Below are 20,411 nucleotides of genomic sequence, written 5' to 3' on the forward strand. Positions count from 1 at the left end.
TGCGCACCGGGCCACCCGGCGCCTCGTCCCGCGACAGTCCGCTGCCGGGCCGGCCGGCGGGCGGCGGGGAAACCGAGCTCACTGACGCCTCCCGGCGAACGCGACGACCGCGGTGGCGGCCATGGTCAACGCGGCCAGTCCGGCCCGCTTCCACATCGAGACGACATCGCGGGTCGGCACGTGCGGGTCGGGCGGCAGACCGTACACCTCGGGCTCGTCCAGCAGCAGGAAGAACGCGCCGTCCCCGCCCACCCCGTCGGAGGAGTCGTGGCCATAGAGCCGGGCCTCGGCGACACCGTTCTCCTGCAGGTTCTTGACTCGGCGGGCCGCGCGCTCACGCAGCTCGGAGAGCTCGCCGAACTGGATGGACTCGGTCGGGCAGGCCTGGGCGCAGGCGGGGGTCAATCCATCGCCGATGCGGTCGTAGCAGAGCGTGCACTTCCAGGCCCGGCCGTCGTCCTCACGCCGGTCGATCACGCCGTACGGGCAGGCCGAGATGCAGTAGCCGCAACCGTTGCAGATGTCTTCCTGCACCACGACCGTGCCGAACTCGGTGCGGAACAACGCCCCGGTCGGGCAGACGTCGAGGCATCCGGCGTGGGTGCAGTGCTTGCACACGTTCGACATCATCAGCCAGCGGAAGTCGGTGCGCGGCGCCTCGGCGACCCGCCCCGGCAGATCGGTCATCGGCATCCCGAGGAACTGCCCACCGCCTGCCTGAGCAGAGCCCGGTGTAGCAGAGCCCGGTGAAGCAGAGCCCGGTGTAGCAGCGCCGGAATGAGAAGAGCCGCAGCCCCCGGAACCGCAGCCCGGAGCAGCCGGGGCGCCGAGGAACTCGCTGCCGGCGGTGGCCGCCGCGGCCAGCGCGTCGACCGCCGGTGGAATCCCCGGCGCGGTGCCCGTGTCCGGCGCGGTCCGCGCCGCCACCACATTGGTCGCCGGGATCGACGACGGCCCGACCGGCAGCCCGGCGAACGCGCCCGGCGTATCGGTGGCCGCGCCCGACGACGACCGGGGCTGCTCGATGAAGGCCACGTGCCGCCACGAGTTCGCGGTCAGCCCACCGGTGTTGTCGTAGGACTGTCCGAGCAGGTCGAACCCGTCGTCCGGCACCGCGTTCCACGTCTTGCAGGCCACCTCGCACGCCTTGCAGCCGATGCAGACCGACGTGTCGGTGAAGAATCCCATCCGCGGCGGCGCGTCGGTGTAGCCCGCGTCCGGCGCCGGGTCGAGCGGCCCGTAGAGGCTATTGCTGCCCATCGTCTGCGTCCCTCGGGGTCTCGATCGGCGTGTGGTGCCCGGGTGTGAGGCCCGCACGATCACGGTAGCCCTGCACGTACGTCAGAAGCTCCGGGCCGGTCGGCCGGCGGCCCGGCTGGATGTCGCAGGTGCCCACCTTGCTCTCCTGGATGAGCACGTTGGGGTCGAGCGTGATGCCGATCAGGTCGTTGGCCGAGTCGCCGGTGACCAGGCCCTCGCTGCCCCAGTGATAGGGCATCCAGAGCTGGTGCACGACGCGGCCGTCGATCCGCAGCGGTGTCAGCCGGTCGGTCACCATCACCCGGGCCTCGATCGCCGCTCGCGCGGTGACCATGTGGGCCCAGCCCATGTGCTCCAGGCCGCGCTCGGCCGCCAGCTCGGGCGACACCTCGACGAACATCTCCGGCTGCAGCTCCGACAGGTAGGCCAGCTGCCGGCTCATGCCGCCGGCCGTGTGGTGCTCGGTCAGGCGGCTCGTGCTGAAGACGTACGGGAAGACCTCCGAGTGTTTCTCGGGCGGGCTCGGGTTGGTCAGGTTGTCGGAGCGCTCGTACACCTTGCGGGTCGGATTGGCCTGCTGGCCGTAGAGCGGGTTGCGGAACACCGACTCGGCCGGCTCGTAGTGGGTCGGCATCGGGCCGTCGATGAGCCCGCTCGGCGCGTACAGCCAGCCCTTGCCGTCGCCCTGCATGATGAACGCGTCGTCACCGGAGATGGCCTCGACCCCGCTCGCGCCCTCGGGCGGCCGGTAGGACGGCGGCTTCGTCTTCTCGAAGTCGGGCACGTCGTCGCCGACCCACTCGCCCTTCTCGGCGTCCCACCACACGTATTTCTTGCGCTCCGACCACGGCTTGCCGTCGGGGTCGGCCGAGGCCCGGTTGTAGAGGGTGCGCCGGTTGGCCGGCCACACCCAGCCCCACTCGAGGGCGACGTAGTTCTGCTCGCTGCCGGGCTTGCGCCGGGCGGCCTGGTTGACCCCGTCCTGGTAGACGCCGGTGTAGATCCAGCACCCGCCCGAGGTCGAGCCGTCCGGCTTCATCTCGGTGAAGGTGCTCAGCAGCTTGCCGGTCGTCAGGTCGTACCCGTTGATCTCCTTCAGGACGTCCTCGCCGCTGGGCTCGCTCAGCTCGCCGTGCACGGGATAATCCCAGGCCAGGTTGAGCACGCCCTCGTCGCGGGGGCGGGTGGACCCGGCCAGGCGCTCCTTGATCTTGCGGCCGAGGTGGTAGAAGAACCACAGCTCACTGCGGGCCTCGCCCGGCGGCTCGACGGCCTTCTCCCGCCACTGCAGCATGCGCTGGGTCTGGGTGAAGGTGCCCTCCTTCTCGGCGTGCGAGGCGGCGGGCATGAAGAAGACCTCGGTCTTGCACTCCTCGGGCACGATCTCACCGGTGGCGATCTCGGGCCCGTTCTTCCAGAACGTCGCGCTCTCGATCATGTAGAGGTCGCGGACCACCAGCCAGTCGAGGTTGGCCATGCCGAGTCGCTGGGCCTTGCCGTGGGCCGAGCCGACCGCCGGGTTCTGGCCGAGCAGGAAATATCCCTTGATCTTTCCGTCGATCATGTCGAGAACCTGCTGGTAGGTGCCGTGGTCGCCGGTCAGGCGGGGCATCCAGCCGTACCCGTAGTCGTTCTCCTCGGTCGCCGCGTCGCCCCAGTAGGACTTGAGCAGGCTCACCGCGTACGACTTCGCGTTGGCCCAGAACCCGGACTGCTCCGGATGCCGGATGGCGTCGATCCACTGGTCGAACGTCTGGTGCTGCTGGAAGTGCGGCATCGGCAGGTAGCCGGGCAGCAGGTTGAACAGCGTCGGGATGTCGGTCGAGCCCTGGATGCTGGCGTGCCCGCGCAGCGCCATCACGCCACCGCCGGGGCGCCCCATGTTGCCCAGGAGCAGCTGGATGATCGCGCCGGCCCGGATGTACTGCACGCCCACGCTGTGCTGCGTCCAGCCCACGGAGTAGACGAGCGCGGTCGTCCGCTCCCGGCCCGAATTCGCCGTCCAGGCCTCACAGACCTCGAGGAACTTCTCTTGCGGTACGCCGCACAGGCGCTCCACGACCTCGGGCGTGTAGCGGGCGTAGTGCCGCTTGAGCACCTGGTAGACGCAGCGCGGGTCCTGCAGGGTCGGGTCCCGCGGGACGTCGGCCGGGATCGGCGGGCCGTGCGACTCCTGCTCGAGGCCGGAGGCGGTCTCCCGGTCGGCGTGCGACTCGCCCTCCTCCTGACCCTCGTCCTGCTGCCCCGCGTACTGCCAGCTGCCCTGGTCGTACGTGTTGAGCTCGGAGTCGTAGCCGGAGAACAGGCCGTCGAGGTCCTCGGTGTCCTGGAAGTCCTCGCTGACCAGCATGGACGCGTTGGTGTACGCGACCACGTACTCCCGGAAGTCCTTCTCGTTGCTGAGGATGTAGTTGATCACGCCACCCAGGAACGCGATGTCGGCCCCGGCCCGCACCGGCAGGTAGGTGTGCGCGAGCGCACTGGTGCGGGTAAAGCGCGGGTCGACGTGGATGACCTTCGCCCCGCGGTTCTTGGCCTCGACAACCCACTGGAAGCCCACCGGGTGCGCCTCGGCCATGTTGGAGCCCTGGATGATGATGCAGTCCGCGTTAGCCAGATCCTGGAGGAATCCGGTGGCCCCGCCACGGCCGAAGGAGGTCCCCAGACCGGGGACGGTGGCGGAGTGTCAAATACGGGCCTGGTTCTCGATCTGAATAGCGCCGATCGCGGTGAAGAGCTTCTTGATCAGATAGTTCTCTTCGTTGTCGAGCGTGGCCCCGCCGAGGCTCGAGATTCCCAGCGTACGGTTGAGCGGCCGCCCATCGTCGTCGGCGTCCTGCCAGGTCGCGTCGCGCGCGGCGAGCACCCGATCGGTGATCATGTCCATCGCCGTGTCGAGGTCGAGCTCTTCCCAATCCGTGCCGTACGGCCGGCGGTAGAGCACCTTCTGCTGGCGGCGGTCGCTGGTCACCAGGCTCAGGCTGGCCGAGCCCTTGGGGCAGAGGCGGCCCCGCGAGATGGGGCTGTCGGGGTCGCCCTCGATCTGGACGACCTTCTCGTCCTTGACGAAGATGCGCTGCCCGCAGCCGACCGCGCAGTAGGGGCAGACCGATTTGGCCACCCGGTCGGCAGTCTCGGTGCGGGCGGTCAGAGCCTTGGACCGCGGGGACTGCGAGGCAGCGCCCCGGCCCAGCGGGTCGGTGCCGGTGAGCTGCCGGTAGACCGGCCACCCCTCGATCCATGTCTTGACTCCCACGATCACGACCCTAACCCAGCTTCCGGCCTGTCGCACGGGACCCGCGCGCGCCTCACAAACGACCTGGATAATGGGTTTCATGGAGCGTCCCGTGGCCCTGCGGCGGTGTCCCCGCTGCGGGCATCAGACACGCGCCGACCGCATGGTGAAGGGCTTCGGCCGTGACTGCGCGACCCAGCTGGGCCTGATCGGGCGCTCGGTCGACACCGGCCACGAGGGCCCCGACCTGCTCGACGTGCTTCGGGAGAACGCGTCCTCGGCCGAACAGGAGGATTCGTGCGACGGCTGGGACCGGCCGGGCGACGGTCCGTACGGATGGTGAACAACATCGGACAGAATGCATCCTGATCAGAGGGTACGCTGCGGGCGCCGCTGACCGCCCGGACAAGGGAACACATCAATGCGCAGGCTCGCTGGCGCCGCCCTGATCCTCCTTCTGACCGTGCTCACCGCCCCGGCGGCGGCACAGGCCGCACCCTCCTGGCAGATGCAGGTGAAACAGGTCAGCATCGCGCCCGGCAGCGTCGAGGAGGGCCTGCCGTTCTCGGTCACCCCGCCTCGCGTCCGCGGGACCCGATACCAGTACGACCTGGTCTTCGACATCACCGCGGCCGCGGGCCTGGTCAAGCTCCGGCCCAACATCAACCCGAGGTGTGTCACCACGGCCACCACCCTGACCTGTCCGGAGACGGGCTTGGACATGTCGAGCTACCTGCTGGTCACCGCGGAAGCGGATGCCCCGGTCGGCACGGTCGTGCGGATCCCGGGTCGCGTCGTCACCGGCGGCCGGACGGTGGCCAGTGCGACCGGCACGATCACGATCGCCGAGGAGGTCGCCCTGACCGCGGTCGAATCGCAGGGCGACCTGTCGATGGCCACCGGCTCGACCGCGGGGCTGGCCGCCGGCATCCGCAACACCGGCGACGTCCCGGTGAACGGCATCGTCCTCGAACTGAAATCGATCACCGGCATCGAGACCGCCGGCTACCGCAACTGCGTCAACTTCGAGGGTCCGCCCGGTCCGGTCTCCCCGTCGTCCGGCGCCACCTGCCTGTTCGACGCCGTGCTGGAGCCCGGTCAGGAGTACCGGCTGGCGACGCCCTGGCAGATCACCGCCACCGACGCGGTGTGGGCGCCGAGTGAGTGGCTCTCCCAGTTCTTCTGGTACACGGTGCAGGACTACCGGGACCTGGGCCGCCGGCTGCCACCGGGCACCGGCGACGGCCCCGAGCTGCAGCTGGCCGGTGCGGCAGAACTGCCCGCGGGCCCGGCCGCCGCACCGCAGACCGAGCTGGACGTCAACGCCAACCCGGACAACAACAATGATCAGTGGAGCCTGCGGGTCACCGGGCGCAACGTCTCCACTTTCACGGTCACCGGCGACACGGCGAGCGGCCGCGTCGGCCAGACCGTGGCCGTGCAGGCCAGTGTGCTCAACAACGGCCCGGCGCGGGTCGAGGGCTGGGGCGTCGGGAACTCCCACCTGATGGTCACCGTGCGGCCGCCGGCCGGCACGACGGTGATCAAACCCGGCAAGGGCTGCACTGTGTTCAACGTCGACGCGCCGTCGGCTCCGGGCGTGCCGTGGCCGCCGGGCGCCGACTTCGACGACGGCAACTACTACTGCTTCACCGACATCATCCGGGGCAACCCCTACCTGCCGGGCAAGCCGGTGAACTTCGACTTCACCCTGCGCCTCGACAAGCCCGGCACGCTGCGGGGCGAGATCCGGACCATCCTCGGTTTCGGTGGGGGCCAGGCCACCGTGGTCAACCAGAAGGACGCCATCGTGGTCACCGCCACCGGCCCGGCCGCGGGCAGCCCCGGTGGTGACGGTGACGACGGTGACGACGGCGGCACGGGTGGTGGCGGCGGCCTGCCGATCACCGGTGGGAACACCGCCACGGTCGCTTTGATCGGTCTCGCTCTGCTCGCGGCCGGCGCCGCCGCGCGGTTCGCGACGCGCCGCCGGTGATCGGGTCACGCAGCACGCCGCGCTCCACTTCACTCCGGACGATGCGCAGGCTCGCCGGCGTCACTCTGATCGCATTCGTCGCCGCCCTCATTCCGGCCGCGGCCGCGCCGGCCGCTCCCGCCGGGGACTACGGACTGACCCTGGCCGACACCAGCGTCGCGCCGGGCACGGCCAAAGCCATGCGGGTCCAATTCACCGCACCCGCCACCAATCCGCCGCGCGACTACCGCCTGGTCTTCGACATCGCGGCGCTGAGCGGGATCGCCACCCTCACCCCGTGGCCGTCCGCCCAATGCACCACCACCGCCTCCACGCTGGACTGCGCGGCCGTCGGCGAGTCGCAGCTGGTCGTGACCGCCGCACCCGGCGCCGAACTGGGCGCAACCGCGAAGGTCGGCCTGCGGGCCGTCCTGGGCACCGCGACGCTGGACACCGCGACCGCCACCGTGACCATTGCCGAGCAGGCCGCGCTGACCGCGGTCGACGCCCAGGCCGACCTCTCGGTGGCGACCGGCGCGACGACCGGGCTGGCCGCCGCGGTCCGCAACACCGGCGACCGCCCGGTGACCGGTGTGGTCCTGCAGCTGCGCACGGCCATCGGCATCCGCACGGCCGATCACCGCAACTGCGCCCCGATCACCGCCGCCCCCACGATCCTTCGGCCCCAGGCGGGCGCGGCCTGTCTGTTCGACGCCGAGCTGGCCCCCGGTCAGACCTACCGGCTCGCGACACCGTGGCCGGTCACCGCGACCGACGCCGTCTGGGCGCCGAGCGAGTGGATCTCGTCGTTCACCTGGTACACCGCGCAGGACTACCTCGACCTCGGTCACCGGCTGCCGGCCGGGGGCAGCGGCCCCGAGCTCGAACTGGCCGCCGTCACCACCGCCCGCGCCGTCCCGCAGACCGAGCCCGACACCCTCGACAACGCCGACGACTGGACGCTCTCTGTCACCGGCGACAACCGCTCCCCCATCACGGTGAAGGGCGCGACGGTGAACGGCACGGTCGGCCGGACGGTCACCGCCCGCCTCAGCGTGCGCAACGACGGCCCGGCGCGCATCGAAAGCTGGGGACACCCGGCCGGCGCGTACCTGACCGTCACGGTGAAGCCGCCCGCCGGCACCACAGTGGTCAAGCACCCCGAGCGGTGCGAGCCGTTCGTCAGCGGCTACCCGGGGCCGGACGCGCCCTGGCCGCCGGGTGTGCTGCCCGGTGACGGCAACTTCTACTGCTTCACCGACTTCTGGCGCGGCAACCCCTACCTGCCCGGCCGGGCCGAGACCTTCGACTTCACCTTCCGGGTCGACCGGCCGGGCACGCTGCGCGGCGAGATCCGCACCGAGCTGCACAGTGCCGGCGTGAAGCGCCAGAGTGCCCCCATCGTCATCACCGCGACCGGCGCGGCCACCGGCGGCGACAACGGCAATGGCGGCGGCGAGGGCGGCGGCGGCCTCCCGATCACCGGCACCGACACCGCCACCGTGGCGCTGATCGGTCTCACTCTCCTCGTCGCCGGCGCCACCGCCCGGTTCGCCACCCGTCGCCACTGAAGGCCACCGTCATGCGCCGAGCCGTCGGCACAGCCTGATCGCCCTGCTGACCGCACTTCTGACGGTGACCGTCCGGCTGCCCGCCGGGCAGCAACACCACCGCCGTGGCCCTGATCGGCCTCGCGTTGCTCGTCGCCGGCGCCTGCGCCCGGGTGGCCACCCGCCGCCGTCAGAAAGATTTTGCATCGCTAGTGACAAAAGTTGGCGGGCCGTCCATCATGGCTCGATGCCTGGCCGTCATCGTCATCTCCAGCGCACCGGACTGATCGTCACCGCCGCCGCCGTCACCGTCGCCGTGGTCGCCGGCGGTGCGTGGGCGGGCTTCCGCGAGTGGGGCGGCGAGGAGTGCGCCACCACGGTCCAGCTGCGGGTGGACGCCGCCCCCGAGATCGCCCCGGCCATCCGGGCCGCCGCCGAGGCGTGGACCAAGCGCGAGGACGCCTGCGCCCAGGTCGCGGTCACCGCCGCCGACCCGGCGGCGGTCGCGGCCGCGGTCGGCGGGCAGCACGGGGTGAACCTGGCCGGGGTCGGCACCGGCGGGCGGGCCACGGCGTCCGGCGTCGACATCTGGATCCCCGACGCCACGACCTGGTTGCTCCGCATCTCGTCGGAGGCACCGGGATTCGTGCCGTCCGTGCTGGGCTCGGTGGCGATGAGCCCGATGGTGCTCGCCGTGCCGCAGTCGTCGGCCGCGTCGCTGGGCCTGACGACCCGTACGCCGAAAATGGCCGACCTTGTCACGAGGCTCTACGCCGACAAGGCACTGCGGCCCGGCATCGTCGAGCCGTCGCGCTCGGCCACCGGGCTGGCCGGGCTGCTCACCGTGGCCGGCGCGACCAAGAACCCCGCCCTGCGCGTCGGGGTCATGCGGACCCTCGCCGCCAACAGCTCCAACCTCCGCGACGACCTGCTGGTCAAGCTGGGCGACAGCGTCGGCCTGGCGCCGCTGTCCGAGGCCGACGTCATCGGCCACAACGCCAGAACACCGGGCAATCAGCTGGCCGCCCTCTATCCGAGCCCCGCCACGGCCGTGCTCGATTATCCGTACGCGGTGATGCCCGGGGTCGACCCGGAGAAAGCCGCCGCGGCGGCCCGGCTACGCGCGGCACTCGGCGCTTTCCCGGCCGAGCTGGCCCAGGCCGGGCTGCGCAACGCGGACGGCTCGGTGGGTTCGGGATTCCCGGCCCCGGACGGCGCGCCGGCCAAGGTCTTGTCACCGCCGGCCCCGCCCGCCGCGGCCATCACTCCGTTGCTCGGCAGCTGGACGGCGATCACCCAGCCGGGCCGGATGCTCGCGGTGTTCGACGTGTCGGGCTCGATGAAGGCGAAGGTGCCGACCGCCGGCGGCCTGACCCGGGCCGAGGTGACCCAGCGGACGGCGCAGCAGGGCCTGGCGCTGCTCGACGGACGCTGGTCGGTCGGCAACTGGACGTTCTCGACGAACATGGTGGGCCGGCGGCCGTGGAAGGAGAACGTGCCGATCTCGTCGGTCGCCACGAACCTGCCCCGGCTGAAGGCGGCCATCGGCCGGATCACCCCGAAGGACGGCGGGGACACCGGGCTGTTCGATACCGCGCTGGCCGCGTACGGGGCGGTGCTGAAAGGCTGGAAGCCCGGCGTGTCCAACTCGGTGGTCATCTATACCGACGGCGCGAACGACAATCCCGGCGGCCTCACGATCGACGAGCTGGTCGCCAAGATGACCAAGCTCCGCAACCCGGCCAAACCGGTCCGCATGATCATCATCGGCATGGGCACCGCGATCGACCGCGCCGAACTGGAAGCGATCGTCAAGGCCTCCGGCTCCGGCGGCGTCTTCGTCGCCACCGACCCCGCCAAGATCGGCGAAATCTTCCTGGAGGCGATTGCCAGCCGCCGCGGCGCCTGATCAGGCGCCGGGACGGGCCGGGCGGCCGGCGCCGATGCAGACGAAGCCGGACGCGATGGCCATCACGCGTTCGTCGTCCGCGTTCTCGCGCTGGGCGGCGGCGAGCGCCTCGGCGGCCGGGACGCCCGCGGCCAGGCGGGTGTGCAGGGCTGACATCAGCGGTGCGGTCTGTGCGTCGAGCACGGGCAGCACCGATGCCACCACCTGCACGGCGCCGAGTGCGAGGAAGGTCGCGCTCAGGCCCAGCAGTTCGTTGCCCGCCGCGACGACGTTGCGCCCGCCGTCGCATGACGCCAGCACCACCGTGTGCGGGACGCCGGTCAGCCGCTCCAGGTCGTAGACCATGAGCGGGCCGTCGGCGAACCGCAGCGAGGAGAACAGCGGGTTGTGCTGGTGGGCGGTGCCGTGCGCGGCCAGGTGGGCCAGCGTCGCGCCGTCCATCGTGCCGGTGACGGCCGCGACCGTCGCGTCGGCGCCGATCAGAGGCTTCCCGTCGTAGATCTGGGCGACGTCGAGCGCCTCGGCCTCGGCGCCGGGCAGATCGGGCCCCGCGCACACCGCCACCGGTCCGTCCACGGTGGATTCGCGTGCTGTCGCGCGCGCCCACAGCATGGCTGACGGCGCCACGACCATCGGGCGCCCGGCGCACGAGGGCAGCAGCGCCCACGGCAGCGACTGCAACGGCCCGGTCGGCACCAGCACCAGCGGCCGGTCCGCGGTCTCGGTCAGCGGGCTCAGGATCAGCCGGTCGAGCCGCCGGGCGGCGTCCCGCACGAGCGCGAGGGCGCCGGCCCGGTCGTCGCGTCCGGTCGCGTCGGCGGCCAACCGGCCCAGCCCGAACGGCAACCGGCGCACGAGGTCGCGCACCTCGGCGGTCGCGGCCAGGCGGTGATGGCGCATCCCGGCCGGCGTCATCGTCACCGCGTGCAGCTCCGGGCCGTGCTCGACGAACTCGATCAGGGCCCGCTCGCCCAGGGAACCGGCGACGGCCGCGGCCGACGGCGCCAGGGCCGACCGGGCGGTCCCGGCCTGCCTGGACCACCGCGCGTGGTCGCGGATCCGGCGCTCCAGCGCGATCTGCCGCCGCACCAGGGCGGCCACGGGGCTGCCGGCCTTGCGCAGCTGGAGGATCTCGACGGCCACCGACCGCAGATCGGCCAGGTCACCGGCCAGCACGTCGTCGTCCGGCGGCCGGACCGGGCGGCGCATCAGGTGCACGGCCCGCCCCAGCTCGGCCCACTCCCAGATGCCCAGCGGACGGCCGCGGCGGACGGCCACCTCCAGGCCGAGATCGACCAGATCCGTACGGTGGCCGGCCGCGTGCGCACGCAGGTCGGTGGCGCCGATGGTCGCCGCGTGGTCGCCCAGCACGGTCAGGCCGGCCCGGACCGCCCGGGTCGCCCCGCCCGGGTCGTCCGCGGCCAGCCGCCGGGTCGCCTCGGCGTACCAGCCCCGGGCCCGCAGCAGGGCCGGGCCCCGCCGGCGGGCCTCGGCTGCGACACCAAGGTGACGTTGCGCGGTGGCCGGCTGGCCCTTGGCCCGGGCCACCCGGGCGGCGAGCAGCCGTCCTTCGAGCGCCGCCACCGGCCAGCGGTGCGGGAGCACCGCCTCGACGGTCTTGTCGATCGCGGCGAGCGAGGGCGTCGTGCCGCCGGCCTCACGGATCGACAGGACGGCGAGCCGGGCCAGCGGCACCCAGTCGGCCCGGCCCTGGCGCGCGAACTCGCGCAGCGCCCGGCAGGCCTGACCCAGCGCGAGCGGCAGGTCGCCGTCGACCGCCGCGACCCGGGCCAGCAGCAGGCGCACCTCGGGCAGCCCGAGCCGGCTGCGGGTCCGTTCGAACTCGGCCACCGCCTGCTCGGCCGTCTCCCGGGCCTCCGAGATCAGGCGGGCCGACAACAGCAGGTCGGTGCGGTCGGTCAGCAGCGGGCCGAGCTGCGCCCGCAGACCCTCGATGATCTCTTCGGCCTCGTCGAAATGGGCCAGCGCGGCCGGGATGTCGCCCCGCAACGACTGGACGAAGCCGAGGTTGGCCAGCGCGTAGCCGTTCTGCAGGGTGAGCCCGAGATCGCGGCACAGCCGCACCGCCTCGTCGAGATCGGCCAGGGCGGCCGCGTGCTCGCGGCGCTGGGCGTGCAGCACGCCCCGGTTGAAGACGACACGCTGCACCCACAGGTCGTCGCCGGCCCGGCGCAGTGGCGGAAGGGCTACGCGGTAACGCTCCAGGGCCTCACCGAGGCGCCCCAGCTGGTGCAGGATCGCGCCTTCCTGAGCGCGGGCGCGGGCCCCCTCGACGTGGTCGAGACGCTGGACGGCGGCGCGGATCTCGCGCAGGGCATCCCGGGGACGGCCGCGCAGATTCAACGCGTACGCGAAGGTCATCTGAGCCTCGGCGCCGAGCCGGGGCAGGGCGGCGGTGCGCGCGACCTCCATCGCCCGCCGCAGGTGACGGACCGCGCGGTCGAGGTCTTTGTGGTGGATCGCGGCCAGCCCGCGGGCCCGCTGAGCGATCACGGTGGCGGCCTGGTCACCGCTGCGCCGGGCCAGGGTGAGGGCCTGGACGGCGAGGTCGTCCGCGCGCTCCGGGTCACCCTCGGCCACCCGCAGCGCGTCCTCGGCTGCCTCCCGTGCGGCCGACGCTCCCACACCTAACAGAGACGACGCGGCCGGATTCCTGTCAACCACTTTACGGTCAGGACCGGCGTATCAGCCGTTGCTTTCACCCCTCTGTACGCGTAGGACTGACTGCAGGCAACGCCGGAAAGGGTGTGCCCATCATGGATCAGGAACGTTCACGGAGGCTCGATCTCCAGGTCGGCAACGAGATCGTTGTCGAGCTGGAGTACGTACCGCTGGTCAGCGAGGAGCTGATCCATTTCGGCGTGACCGTCGACGGCGAACCGGACCGGAACCAGCGCCTCGGCCTGGGCCGTCTGAGGTTGAAGGGTCTGGCGGTCGAGGACACCGCCGCGACCACCGACCCCGGCGCCGGTGTCGGCGACGACGCCCGCGGGCACTGGAAGAAGGCGCTGGGCGCGATCCTGGCCGGCGACGGCCCTGAACCGACCAATCTCGACGTCTGCCTGGCCGCAATGCGGTCCTGGTTCGCCGGGAAGTACGGCGGTTTCGTGCCCGCCTTCGGAAAGAACCGCGGACTGCAGGACGTCGAGGGCCTCCCCTACATCAGCGGCGGCGGCGTAAGCAAGGTGCCCACCCTTCCGCGGACGCCACCACCCGCCATCGGCCGGGTGGGATCACCGGACGGAGCCGGTGTCCGGGTCGGTCTGGCCGACACGCCGATCTTCGCCAACGCGCAGCTCGAAGGACGCTACGACAAGGATGTCGCCACGTTCGTACCGGAGGGTGTGGTCAAGCCGGCATCCGGGCACGCGACCTTCATCGCCGGCCTGGTGCTGCAGCGGGCCCCCGGCGCCTTCCTGGTCGTCCGGCCGGCCCTCGGCACCGACGCCCACGGCACCAGCTGGGACGTCGCGACCTCGCTGATGGCCTTCCTCGACGAGAAGAACCGGGTCGACGTCCTGCCGCTGGCCCTGGGGACGTACACCATGGACGGCCGGCCCCCGCTGGTCCTGACCCGGGCCATGGAACGCCTGACGTCACGCACCGTCGTGGTGGCCGCGGCCGGTAACCACGGCAAGGAACCGTTCTCCGGCCCACCCGGCCAGTTGACCAGCAGGACCGTCACCCATCCGGCCTCGGAACCCCGCGTCTGCGCTGTCGCCGCGGCGGACGCCGACGGCAAGCTCGCGGAGTTCAGTCCCCCCGACCTGCCCTGGTTCCAGTTGAAGGCGCGTGGCGTGGACGTCTCGAGCCTGTATCTCGATGCGAGGGTTCAGATCGACGCCGACCAGGAGCCGGAGCGATTCGAGGGATTCGCCAGCTGGAGCGGCTCCTCGTTCGCGGTCGCGACAGTGGCCGGCGAGATCGCCCGGCGGACTGTGCCCGGTCGTGTCACCGCGCGTGAAGCACTCGACCAGATCCTGGCCCACGGTGCCGACGGCATCTGGAGAGCCAGGGATTGACCGCGAGCCGGCGTCGCGGCCGGTTCACCAAGGGAAGGGAACCGGCCGAGGCTGATGCCCGACGACGAACCACTGGCGGGGCTGATCGAACGCGCCAAGAACGGTGACCGGGTGGCGTGGAACGCGATCGTGGCCCGGTTCGCCCCGCTGGTGTGGTCGGTCTGCCTCCGGTCGGGTCTCTCCCGCACGGACGCCGAGGACGCCTGCCAGGGTGTCTGGATGCGCCTGGTGGAGCAGCTGGACAAGCTCCGCGAGCCGGCCGCCCTGCCCGGGTGGCTCGTCACCACGACGCGCCGCGAGGGCATCCGGGTGCAGCGCCTGGCCCGCCAGCGCGAGCTCGTCGAGCGCCGCGCCGTCCGGGAGAAGGAGCTGACCGCCGGCCAGGACCTCCCGGACCACGGGCTCCTGGCAGTGGAGCGGCAACAGGCTTTGCGCACGGCGTTCGCCGAGCTGTCGGAACCGTGCCGGCGCCTGCTGACCCTGCTGCTCCACGATCCCCCGCTGCCGTATGCCGAGATCGGCGCGAGGATGGGCAGGCCGGTGGGCAGCCTCGGGCCGAGCCGGGCCCGATGCCTCGACAAGCTTCGCCGGCACCCGGCGATTCTCGGCCTGACCGGCACGGAGCATGAGCACACGGGGCGAGGGAACGACGATGGATGACCGGTGGCATGACGACGAGCACCTGCTCGCCGCGCTCGCGGAGTCGCTGAGCGCCGCGGAGGCGGTGCCGGCCCGGGTGGTCGCGCTCGGCGAGGCGGCCTTCGACTGGCGGACGATCGACGCGGAGCTGGCCGCCCTGACGTACGACTCGGCCGTCGACCCGGTGCCGGACGAGCCGGCACTGGTCCGGGCCGAGGTGGCTTCCCTGCGGTCGTTGCGGTTCCAGGCCCCCGCGGTGGCCGTCGTGCTCGAGATCACCGACGACGCCCTGGTCGGCCAGATCCTGCCGCCCCGGCCGGCCGGCGTCTCCCTGATGAGCTCGATCGGTGAGGGCACCGACGTCGAAGCCGACGACCTGGGCTACTTCGTCTTCCGCCCGGTGCCGCGAGGCTCGTTCCGCCTGCTGTGCCGCACCCGTCCCGGCCCCGAGCTGCTCACCAGCTGGTTCCAGCTCTAGGCGACGCCGTACGGAATCGCTGTTGACCGGCCCGGGGCGAGACACCGAGGCGGGCCGAGAAAAGTCGCATCTTCAGGCCGTATACGGACCTGACGGTGCCGTGTGACCGGGGTCTCGTGATCTTGCGTTGACTTGAAGTGCGGTTGAGGTTCTAGGTTTGAGAACCGATCCCGAGAGAGGACCCCGATGCGACTGCCCCGCCTCTTCACGCCGCGCACCACGGTGAGCGCCCACTGCGACCTGCCCTGCGGCGTCTACGACCCCGCCCAGGCGCGGATCGAGGCTGAGTCGGTCAAGGCCATTTGCGAGAAATACCAGGCCAACGAGGACCCGGAGTTCCGTACGCGTGCCCTGATCATCAAGGAGCAGCGCGCCGAGCTGGTCAAGCACCACCTGTGGGTGCTGTGGACCGACTACTTCAAGGCGCCGCACTTCGAGCAGTACCCCGAGCTGCACACCCTGTTCAACGAGGCCACCAAGCTGGCCGGTGGGGGCGGGGCCAAGGGCTCGGCCGACCCCGAGGTCGCCGACCGCCTCCTCGCCAAGATCGAGGAGATCTCGACGATCTTCTGGGCGACCAAGAAGGCCTGAGGACACAGACATGGATCGCTCTCTTCGGGTCGCCGTCGTCGGTGCCGGCCCGGCCGGCATCTACGCGGCTGACATCCTCACCAAGGCGGCCCCGGCCGCCACGGTCGACATCATCGACCGGCTCCCGACGCCCTACGGCCTCATCCGGTACGGGGTCGCCCCCGACCACCCGCGGATCAAAGAGATCATCACGGCGCTGCACCACGTGCTGGAGGATCCGCGCATCCGGTTCATCGGCAACGTCGACTACGGCGTCGACGTCAAGCCCGAGGAGCTCACCCCGTTCTACGACGCGGTCGTGGTCGCCACCGGCGCCGACAAGGACCGTGAGCTGGACATCCCCGGCATCGACCTGCCGGGCAGCCATGGCGCGGCCGACTTCGTGTCCTGGTATGACGGCCATCCGGACGTACCGCGGGAATGGCCTTTGACCGCGAGCAAGGTCGCTGTGATCGGGGCCGGCAACGTGGCCGTCGACGTCGCCCGCATCCTGGCCAAGACCGCGGACGAGCTGCTCGAGACCGAGATCCCCGACAACGTGCACCGCGGCCTGCTGGCCAGCCCGGTCACCGACGTGCACCTGTTCTCGCGGCGCGGACCGGGGCAGGTCAAGTTCACCCCGATGGAGCTGCGCGAACTGGACGAGTCGCCCAACGTCGAGGTGGTCGTGCACCCGGAGGGCATGGAGTTCGACGAGGGCAGTCTGGCCGCGATCCGGGCCCGGCGCTCGCTCAAGATGTGCGTCGACACCCTGCAGAACTGGTGCGCCCGCGACCCCCGGGACCGCCCACGCCGCCTGCACCTGCACTTCCTGCAGGCCCCCGTGGCGGTTCTCGGTTCTTCCCGTACGGAGGGCCTGCGCACCGAGACACAGGAGCTCACCGGCGACGGCTCGGTCCGCGGCACCGGCGTGTTCACCGACTGGGAGGTGCAGGCCGTCTACCGGGCCATCGGCTACCTGAGCCGCCCGATCGCCGACCTGCCGTTCGACCCGGTCACCGGGACGATCCCGCACGAGGCCGGCCGCGTGCTCGACCTCGACGGCGAGCGGGTGCCCGGTTTGTACGCGACGGGTTGGATCAAGCGCGGCCCGGTCGGCCTGATCGGTCACACGAAGAAGGACGCCAACGAGACGATCACCAGCCTGCTGGCCGACGTCGACACCCTGCCCGCGGCGATCCACCGCGACCCGGCCGACGTGCTGACCTACCTCGACCGGCGCGGCGTCGGCTACACCACCTGGGACGGCTGGAAGCGCCTGGACGACCACGAGGTCGGGCTGGGCCGGCCACACGGCCGCAAGCGGGTGAAGGTCGTCCCGCGCCAGGACATGATCGACATCAGCCGGGGCATCTGAGGCCCCGGGCGTGCTTTGACGTCGGGTGCCGGCGGGGACCTCCCGCCGGCACCCAGCGGATTTCGCGCCGCGCCGGCTCAGGCGACGTGCCGGGCCGGGCGTAGCAGGGTCAGGGCGCGCAGCGCCTCGGAGCGGGAGATCGGCTGATCGTCCTCGGCCTGCACGGCCAGGGCCATCTCGATCGCCTGGCGGATCCAGGTCGTCTTGGGCACCTCGGCCGCCTTGGCCGCGGCCGCCACGGCCTGGTCGAGCTCGGTCGGCAGCCGCAGCGAGCGGACCACCATCACGGCCGAACCGGCCGGGGGCAGCAACTCCAGCAGGGCCTGCTCGTCCTCCGGACCGGCCGGGGGCTCGAACGAGAGTCCGTCCATGAACGGGGCGAGCTGCTCGGCCGACTGCGGTACGTCGTCGTGACTCATCGGGTCTCCTCCCACCGGCTGAACTGCTGCAGTTCCTCATCGGTCATGCCCCGGGCACCGATGATCTTCCAAGTGAGCTCGGTCGCGTGATAGACCGCCACGATCAGCGGCCGCCCACCCACCGTGCGGCCCCACACGGTGAGGACCGGAACGCCCTCGGCGCTGACCGCACGCCGAGGCCACCGACGCCGGGCCTCCAGCACCTGCCGCACCTCGTGAAGCTCGATGCCGAGCAGAGCGGCCAGGGCCCAGTCGTCCCATTCGTATGGCACTCCCCCAGCGTACTACGCGCGTGATACGCGAGTCAGGGCGAAGCGGACGCCGGTGAGCTGCTCGGAGACCGTCCAGAGGCGGCGGGCGGTGTCGAGGTCCCGGGCCCGGCGGGAGCGGCCGACCAGGTGGGGGGCGCCGCGGCCCTCGAGGAAGCCGCTCGGGCCGGCGTAGCTGTTGCCGGGGAGGTCGGCCACGGCCGCGTAGAGGGTGGGCAGGGCGCCGTCGTCCTCGCTCTGGGCCAGCAGATTGACCAGTGGTCGCTGCAGGGTGGCCAGCCAGGTCGGCACGCCCTGGTGATGCAGCAGGTTGGTGCTGGCCAGGCCGGGGTGGGCGGCATTGGCCAGGACCGGGGAGCCGGCCTCGGTGAGCCGGCGCTGCAGCTCGGCCGTGAAGAGCAGGTTGGCCAGCTTGGACTGGCCGTAGGCGGCCATCGGGCGGTAGCGGCGCCGTTCCCAGTTGAGGTCGTCGAAGTCGATCCGGCCGGCCCGGTGGCCGCTCGACGAGACGGTCACCACGCGCTGCCGGATCCGGGGCAGCAGCAGGTTGGTCAGCGCGAAGTGGCCCAGGTGGTTGGTGCCGAACTGCAGCTCGAAGCCGTCGGCCGTGCGCCCGAGCGGCGGCACCATCAGGCCGGCGTTGTTGATCAGCAGGTCGACCGGCTCGTCGAGGGCGTCGGCGAACTCGCGGATCGAGGCCAGGTCGGCCAGGTCGAGCCGGCGGACCTCGGTCTCGCCGGTCATGGCGGCGGCGGCCGCGCGACCCTTGGCGACGTCGCGGACGGCCAGCACGACGCGGGCCCCGCGGGCGGCCAGGGCCCGGGCGGCGGAGCGGCCGATCCCGCTGTTGGCCCCGGTGACGACGACGGTGCGCCCGGTCTGCGGCGGCAGGGTGGCGAACGTAAATGTAGGCATGAGCAACAATGTAGGCGGTGACAACAATGTCGTCAATGGCAACAACTGGCTAGGATGTGGTCGTGCCGCCCTATCACCACGGACAACTCCGTACGGCCCTGCTCGAGGCCGCCGAGCGCAGCCTGCGCGAGAGCGGTGCCGAGCAGCTCTCCCTGCGCGAGCTGGCCCGCGAGATCGGGGTGAGCCACGCCGCGCCCCGCCGGCACTTCCCCGACCGGCAGTCGCTGCTCTACGCGCTGGCCGAGACCGGCTTCGCGCGGCTGGACACGCAGCTGCGGGCTGCGGTCGCCGAGGCCGGCGAGGGTTATGTGCCGCAGCTGCGGGCGACTGTGACGGCGTACATCCGCTTTGCCACCGACGACGCGGCCCTGCTCGAGCTGATGTTCGGCAGCAAGCACCGGCCGGGCGCCGAGCGGGTGGTGGCGGCGTCCGGGCCGGCCTTCACGCTGATGGACGAGCTGATCGTGCGGGGTCAGGCCGAGGGCCGGCTGGCCGCCGGGGATCCCGAGCGGATCGGGATCGTCATGTTCGCCACGATGCAGGGCATCGCCACGATGATCAACACCGGGCTGGTCCGGCCCGGACTGCTCGACGACCTCGCGGAGACGGCCGTCGAGCAGTTCATATCAGGACCTAGGGAGTCCAGCGCACGTTCGGGTTGACGCGGCCGTTCCGGTCGAAGACGGCCATGTTGTCCCAGCCGTCCCCGGTGCCGTTGATGTTCGCCGGGTCCCAGCCGTTGCCCTTGATGGCATACCAGGTGGGCTCCCAGTAGAAGACGCCGACGGCGCCGGCGTTGCGAGCGGTGTTCTGCACCCAGGTGAACTGCTGGGCCTGGCCGGCCCAGGTGGCCGGGATGTTGTCGCAGAGCACCGTGCCGGGGATCGAGTTGGGCTCGTTGTCGGCGTCGGCCGTGGTGAACTGGTAGGCCGTCTCGGCGATCACCACCGGCTTGCCGTAGCGGGTGCGGGCGTCAGTGATGACGTTGTAGAGGTTGGCCAGACTGCCGTGCCACATGCAGTAATACGACAGTGCGGTGACGTCCCACGGCACACCCTGCGCCTTGATGCCGTCGTAGAACCAGCGCATGTTGGCCATGCTGTCGGCGTCGGCCACGTGCACCCACACCTGGGTCGCGTTGTTGCACGCCTTCACCGCGTTGTAGCCCTGCTTCAGCAGTGAGCCCAGCGGCGCGAAGTCGTTGTTGGTGACCTGACCGCGGGGCCACAGCATGCCGACGTTGATCTCGTTGCCGACCTGGACGCTGTCGGGGGTGGTGCCCTGCGCCTTCAGGGCGGTGCAGACGTCGTACGTGTAGTTGTAGACATCCGCCTGGAGCTGGGTCAGCGAGTGGGTGGCCCAGGCGGCCGGCGTGAACTGCTTGCCGGGGTCGGCCCACGTGTCGGAGTAGTGGAAGTCGATCAGCAGCTTGAGACCCTTGGCCTTGATCGCCCTGGCCTGCTGGAGCACCTTGGCCTTGTTGTTGTAGCCACTGGCCGGGTTGTTCCAGATGCGCAGCCGGGCGTAGTTGACCCCGGCCGACTTGAGGATGTCGTACGGGTCGGCGGCGTTGCCGGACGCGTTGTAGTACTTGCCGCCGAGGTCGAGCGTGCGCTGCAGCGACGAGACGTCGGCGCCTCGCATGGTGAGCGTGCCGGCGGCCTGCGCCGGGGCGGCCAGGGCCGCCGAGATCGTCAGGACGGCGACGACCACCACGGCACGGAGGGACGGTTTCATATCGCTCCTTCACGGACGAAGGGGGGACCGGCGC

The 20,411-nt window shown here is 71.5% G+C and carries 16 protein-coding genes and 1 pseudogene; 10 read left to right on the plus strand and 7 right to left on the minus strand.

Translation table 11 applies throughout. From position 1 onward, the window contains the following. Positions 1-78: 78 nt before the first annotated feature. Entirely contained in the window at positions 79-1,260 is a 1,182-nt protein-coding gene (locus NAG42_RS41525; RefSeq protein ID WP_438872522.1) for a 4Fe-4S dicluster domain-containing protein, read from the minus strand. 16 nt (positions 1,261-1,276) lie between these two features. Continuing rightward, a pseudogene (gene fdh, locus NAG42_RS41530) lies at positions 1,277-4,516 on the minus strand (formate dehydrogenase); the annotation flags it as partial. Between the two features lie 79 nt (positions 4,517-4,595). On the opposite strand from fdh, the gene NAG42_RS41535 reads away from it, so the two are divergent. The 4 genes from NAG42_RS41535 to NAG42_RS41550 all read left to right on the plus strand — a co-directional run bounded on the left by NAG42_RS41535 (position 4,596) and on the right by NAG42_RS41550 (position 9,929). Next, a complete protein-coding gene (locus NAG42_RS41535; RefSeq protein ID WP_250038027.1) occupies positions 4,596-4,838 on the plus strand; it encodes a hypothetical protein in 243 nt (80 codons plus the stop codon). Positions 4,839-4,916: 78 nt separating this feature from the next. After that, positions 4,917-6,491 carry a molecular chaperone DnaJ gene (locus tag NAG42_RS41540; protein WP_250038028.1) on the plus strand — a complete coding sequence of 525 codons (1,575 nt, stop codon included), beginning with the start codon at positions 4,917-4,919 and terminating at the stop codon, positions 6,489-6,491. Positions 6,492-6,532: 41 nt separating this feature from the next. Beyond that, complete coding sequence (locus NAG42_RS41545) at positions 6,533-8,041, plus strand: hypothetical protein (RefSeq protein ID WP_250038029.1); 1,509 nt, start codon at positions 6,533-6,535, stop codon at positions 8,039-8,041. 226 nt (positions 8,042-8,267) lie between these two features. Further along, a complete protein-coding gene (locus NAG42_RS41550; protein WP_250038030.1) occupies positions 8,268-9,929 on the plus strand; it encodes a VWA domain-containing protein in 1,662 nt (553 codons plus the stop codon). Here the strand turns inward: NAG42_RS41550 and NAG42_RS45255 are convergent, their stop codons facing one another. Further along, positions 9,930-12,575, minus strand: coding sequence for a CHAT domain-containing protein (locus NAG42_RS45255; protein ID WP_250038031.1), 2,646 nt, complete (start codon positions 12,573-12,575; stop codon positions 9,930-9,932). It lies immediately after the preceding gene. A gap of 131 nt (positions 12,576-12,706) precedes the next feature. Here NAG42_RS45255 and NAG42_RS41560 point away from each other — a divergent pair, with 131 nt between their 5' ends. From NAG42_RS41560 to NAG42_RS41580, 5 genes are all read left to right on the plus strand, one after another. Then, complete coding sequence (locus NAG42_RS41560) at positions 12,707-13,972, plus strand: S8 family serine peptidase (protein ID WP_250038032.1); 1,266 nt, start codon at positions 12,707-12,709, stop codon at positions 13,970-13,972. A gap of 54 nt (positions 13,973-14,026) precedes the next feature. After that, positions 14,027-14,632: an RNA polymerase sigma factor gene (locus NAG42_RS41565; RefSeq protein ID WP_250038033.1), complete on the plus strand. Its 606-nt coding sequence runs from the start codon at positions 14,027-14,029 to the stop codon at positions 14,630-14,632. Further along, the gene (locus NAG42_RS41570) at positions 14,625-15,089 is read left to right on the plus strand and encodes a hypothetical protein (RefSeq protein WP_250038034.1); all 465 of its coding nucleotides are present in this window, start codon (positions 14,625-14,627) and stop codon (positions 15,087-15,089) included. The genes NAG42_RS41565 and NAG42_RS41570 overlap by 8 nt, the downstream gene beginning before the upstream one ends. A 186-nt stretch (positions 15,090-15,275) precedes the next feature. After that, entirely contained in the window at positions 15,276-15,680 is a 405-nt protein-coding gene (sodN, locus tag NAG42_RS41575) for a superoxide dismutase, Ni (protein WP_250038035.1), read from the plus strand. A gap of 10 nt (positions 15,681-15,690) precedes the next feature. Beyond that, a complete protein-coding gene (locus tag NAG42_RS41580) occupies positions 15,691-17,037 on the plus strand; it encodes an FAD-dependent oxidoreductase (RefSeq protein ID WP_250038036.1) in 1,347 nt (448 codons plus the stop codon). 77 nt (positions 17,038-17,114) lie between these two features. On the opposite strand, the gene NAG42_RS41585 is transcribed toward NAG42_RS41580, so the two are convergent. Genes NAG42_RS41585 through NAG42_RS41595 form a run of 3 tightly spaced genes read right to left on the minus strand, consistent with a single transcriptional unit; the run spans position 17,115 to position 18,640 of the window. Next, entirely contained in the window at positions 17,115-17,456 is a 342-nt protein-coding gene (locus NAG42_RS41585) for a hypothetical protein (RefSeq protein WP_250038037.1), read from the minus strand. Further along, positions 17,453-17,728 carry a hypothetical protein gene (locus tag NAG42_RS41590; protein ID WP_250038038.1) on the minus strand — a complete coding sequence of 92 codons (276 nt, stop codon included), beginning with the start codon at positions 17,726-17,728 and terminating at the stop codon, positions 17,453-17,455. The genes NAG42_RS41585 and NAG42_RS41590 overlap by 4 nt, the downstream gene beginning before the upstream one ends. Before the next feature lie 12 nt (positions 17,729-17,740). After that, positions 17,741-18,640, minus strand: coding sequence for an oxidoreductase (locus NAG42_RS41595; protein WP_250038039.1), 900 nt, complete (start codon positions 18,638-18,640; stop codon positions 17,741-17,743). A gap of 62 nt (positions 18,641-18,702) precedes the next feature. Between NAG42_RS41595 and NAG42_RS41600 the strand changes: the two genes are divergently transcribed. Beyond that, a complete protein-coding gene (locus tag NAG42_RS41600; protein WP_250038040.1) occupies positions 18,703-19,302 on the plus strand; it encodes a TetR/AcrR family transcriptional regulator in 600 nt (199 codons plus the stop codon). Here NAG42_RS41600 and NAG42_RS41605 read toward each other — a convergent pair. Further along, a complete protein-coding gene (locus NAG42_RS41605; protein ID WP_250038041.1) occupies positions 19,274-20,377 on the minus strand; it encodes a glycoside hydrolase family 53 protein in 1,104 nt (367 codons plus the stop codon). The two genes, NAG42_RS41600 and NAG42_RS41605, sit on opposite strands and share 29 nt — an antisense overlap. Between the last annotated feature and the right edge of the window lie 34 nt (positions 20,378-20,411).

This window comes from Paractinoplanes maris (genome assembly GCF_023544465.1).
Lineage (GTDB): Bacteria > Actinomycetota > Actinomycetes > Mycobacteriales > Micromonosporaceae > Actinoplanes > Actinoplanes maris.

Excerpts from the sequence above, each read along its gene's own strand:
- NAG42_RS41560 (WP_250038032.1), top strand. The coding sequence starts at position 12,707 with ATGGATCAGGAACGTTCACGGAGGCTCGATCTCCAGGTCGGCAACGAG.
- NAG42_RS41535 (WP_250038027.1), top strand. The coding sequence starts at position 4,596 with ATGGAGCGTCCCGTGGCCCTGCGGCGGTGTCCCCGCTGCGGGCATCAG.
- NAG42_RS41595 (WP_250038039.1), bottom strand. The coding sequence starts at position 18,640 with ATGCCTACATTTACGTTCGCCACCCTGCCGCCGCAGACCGGGCGCACC.
- NAG42_RS41570 (WP_250038034.1), top strand. The coding sequence starts at position 14,625 with ATGGATGACCGGTGGCATGACGACGAGCACCTGCTCGCCGCGCTCGCG.
- NAG42_RS41585 (WP_250038037.1), bottom strand. The coding sequence starts at position 17,456 with ATGAGTCACGACGACGTACCGCAGTCGGCCGAGCAGCTCGCCCCGTTC.
- sodN (WP_250038035.1), top strand. The coding sequence starts at position 15,276 with ATGCGACTGCCCCGCCTCTTCACGCCGCGCACCACGGTGAGCGCCCAC.
- NAG42_RS41540 (WP_250038028.1), top strand. The coding sequence starts at position 4,917 with ATGCGCAGGCTCGCTGGCGCCGCCCTGATCCTCCTTCTGACCGTGCTC.
- NAG42_RS41605 (WP_250038041.1), bottom strand. The coding sequence starts at position 20,377 with ATGAAACCGTCCCTCCGTGCCGTGGTGGTCGTCGCCGTCCTGACGATC.
- NAG42_RS41580 (WP_250038036.1), top strand. The coding sequence starts at position 15,691 with ATGGATCGCTCTCTTCGGGTCGCCGTCGTCGGTGCCGGCCCGGCCGGC.
- NAG42_RS41565 (WP_250038033.1), top strand. The coding sequence starts at position 14,027 with ATGCCCGACGACGAACCACTGGCGGGGCTGATCGAACGCGCCAAGAAC.
- NAG42_RS41525 (WP_438872522.1), bottom strand. The coding sequence starts at position 1,260 with ATGGGCAGCAATAGCCTCTACGGGCCGCTCGACCCGGCGCCGGACGCG.
- NAG42_RS41545 (WP_250038029.1), top strand. The coding sequence starts at position 6,533 with ATGCGCAGGCTCGCCGGCGTCACTCTGATCGCATTCGTCGCCGCCCTC.
- NAG42_RS41550 (WP_250038030.1), top strand. The coding sequence starts at position 8,268 with ATGCCTGGCCGTCATCGTCATCTCCAGCGCACCGGACTGATCGTCACC.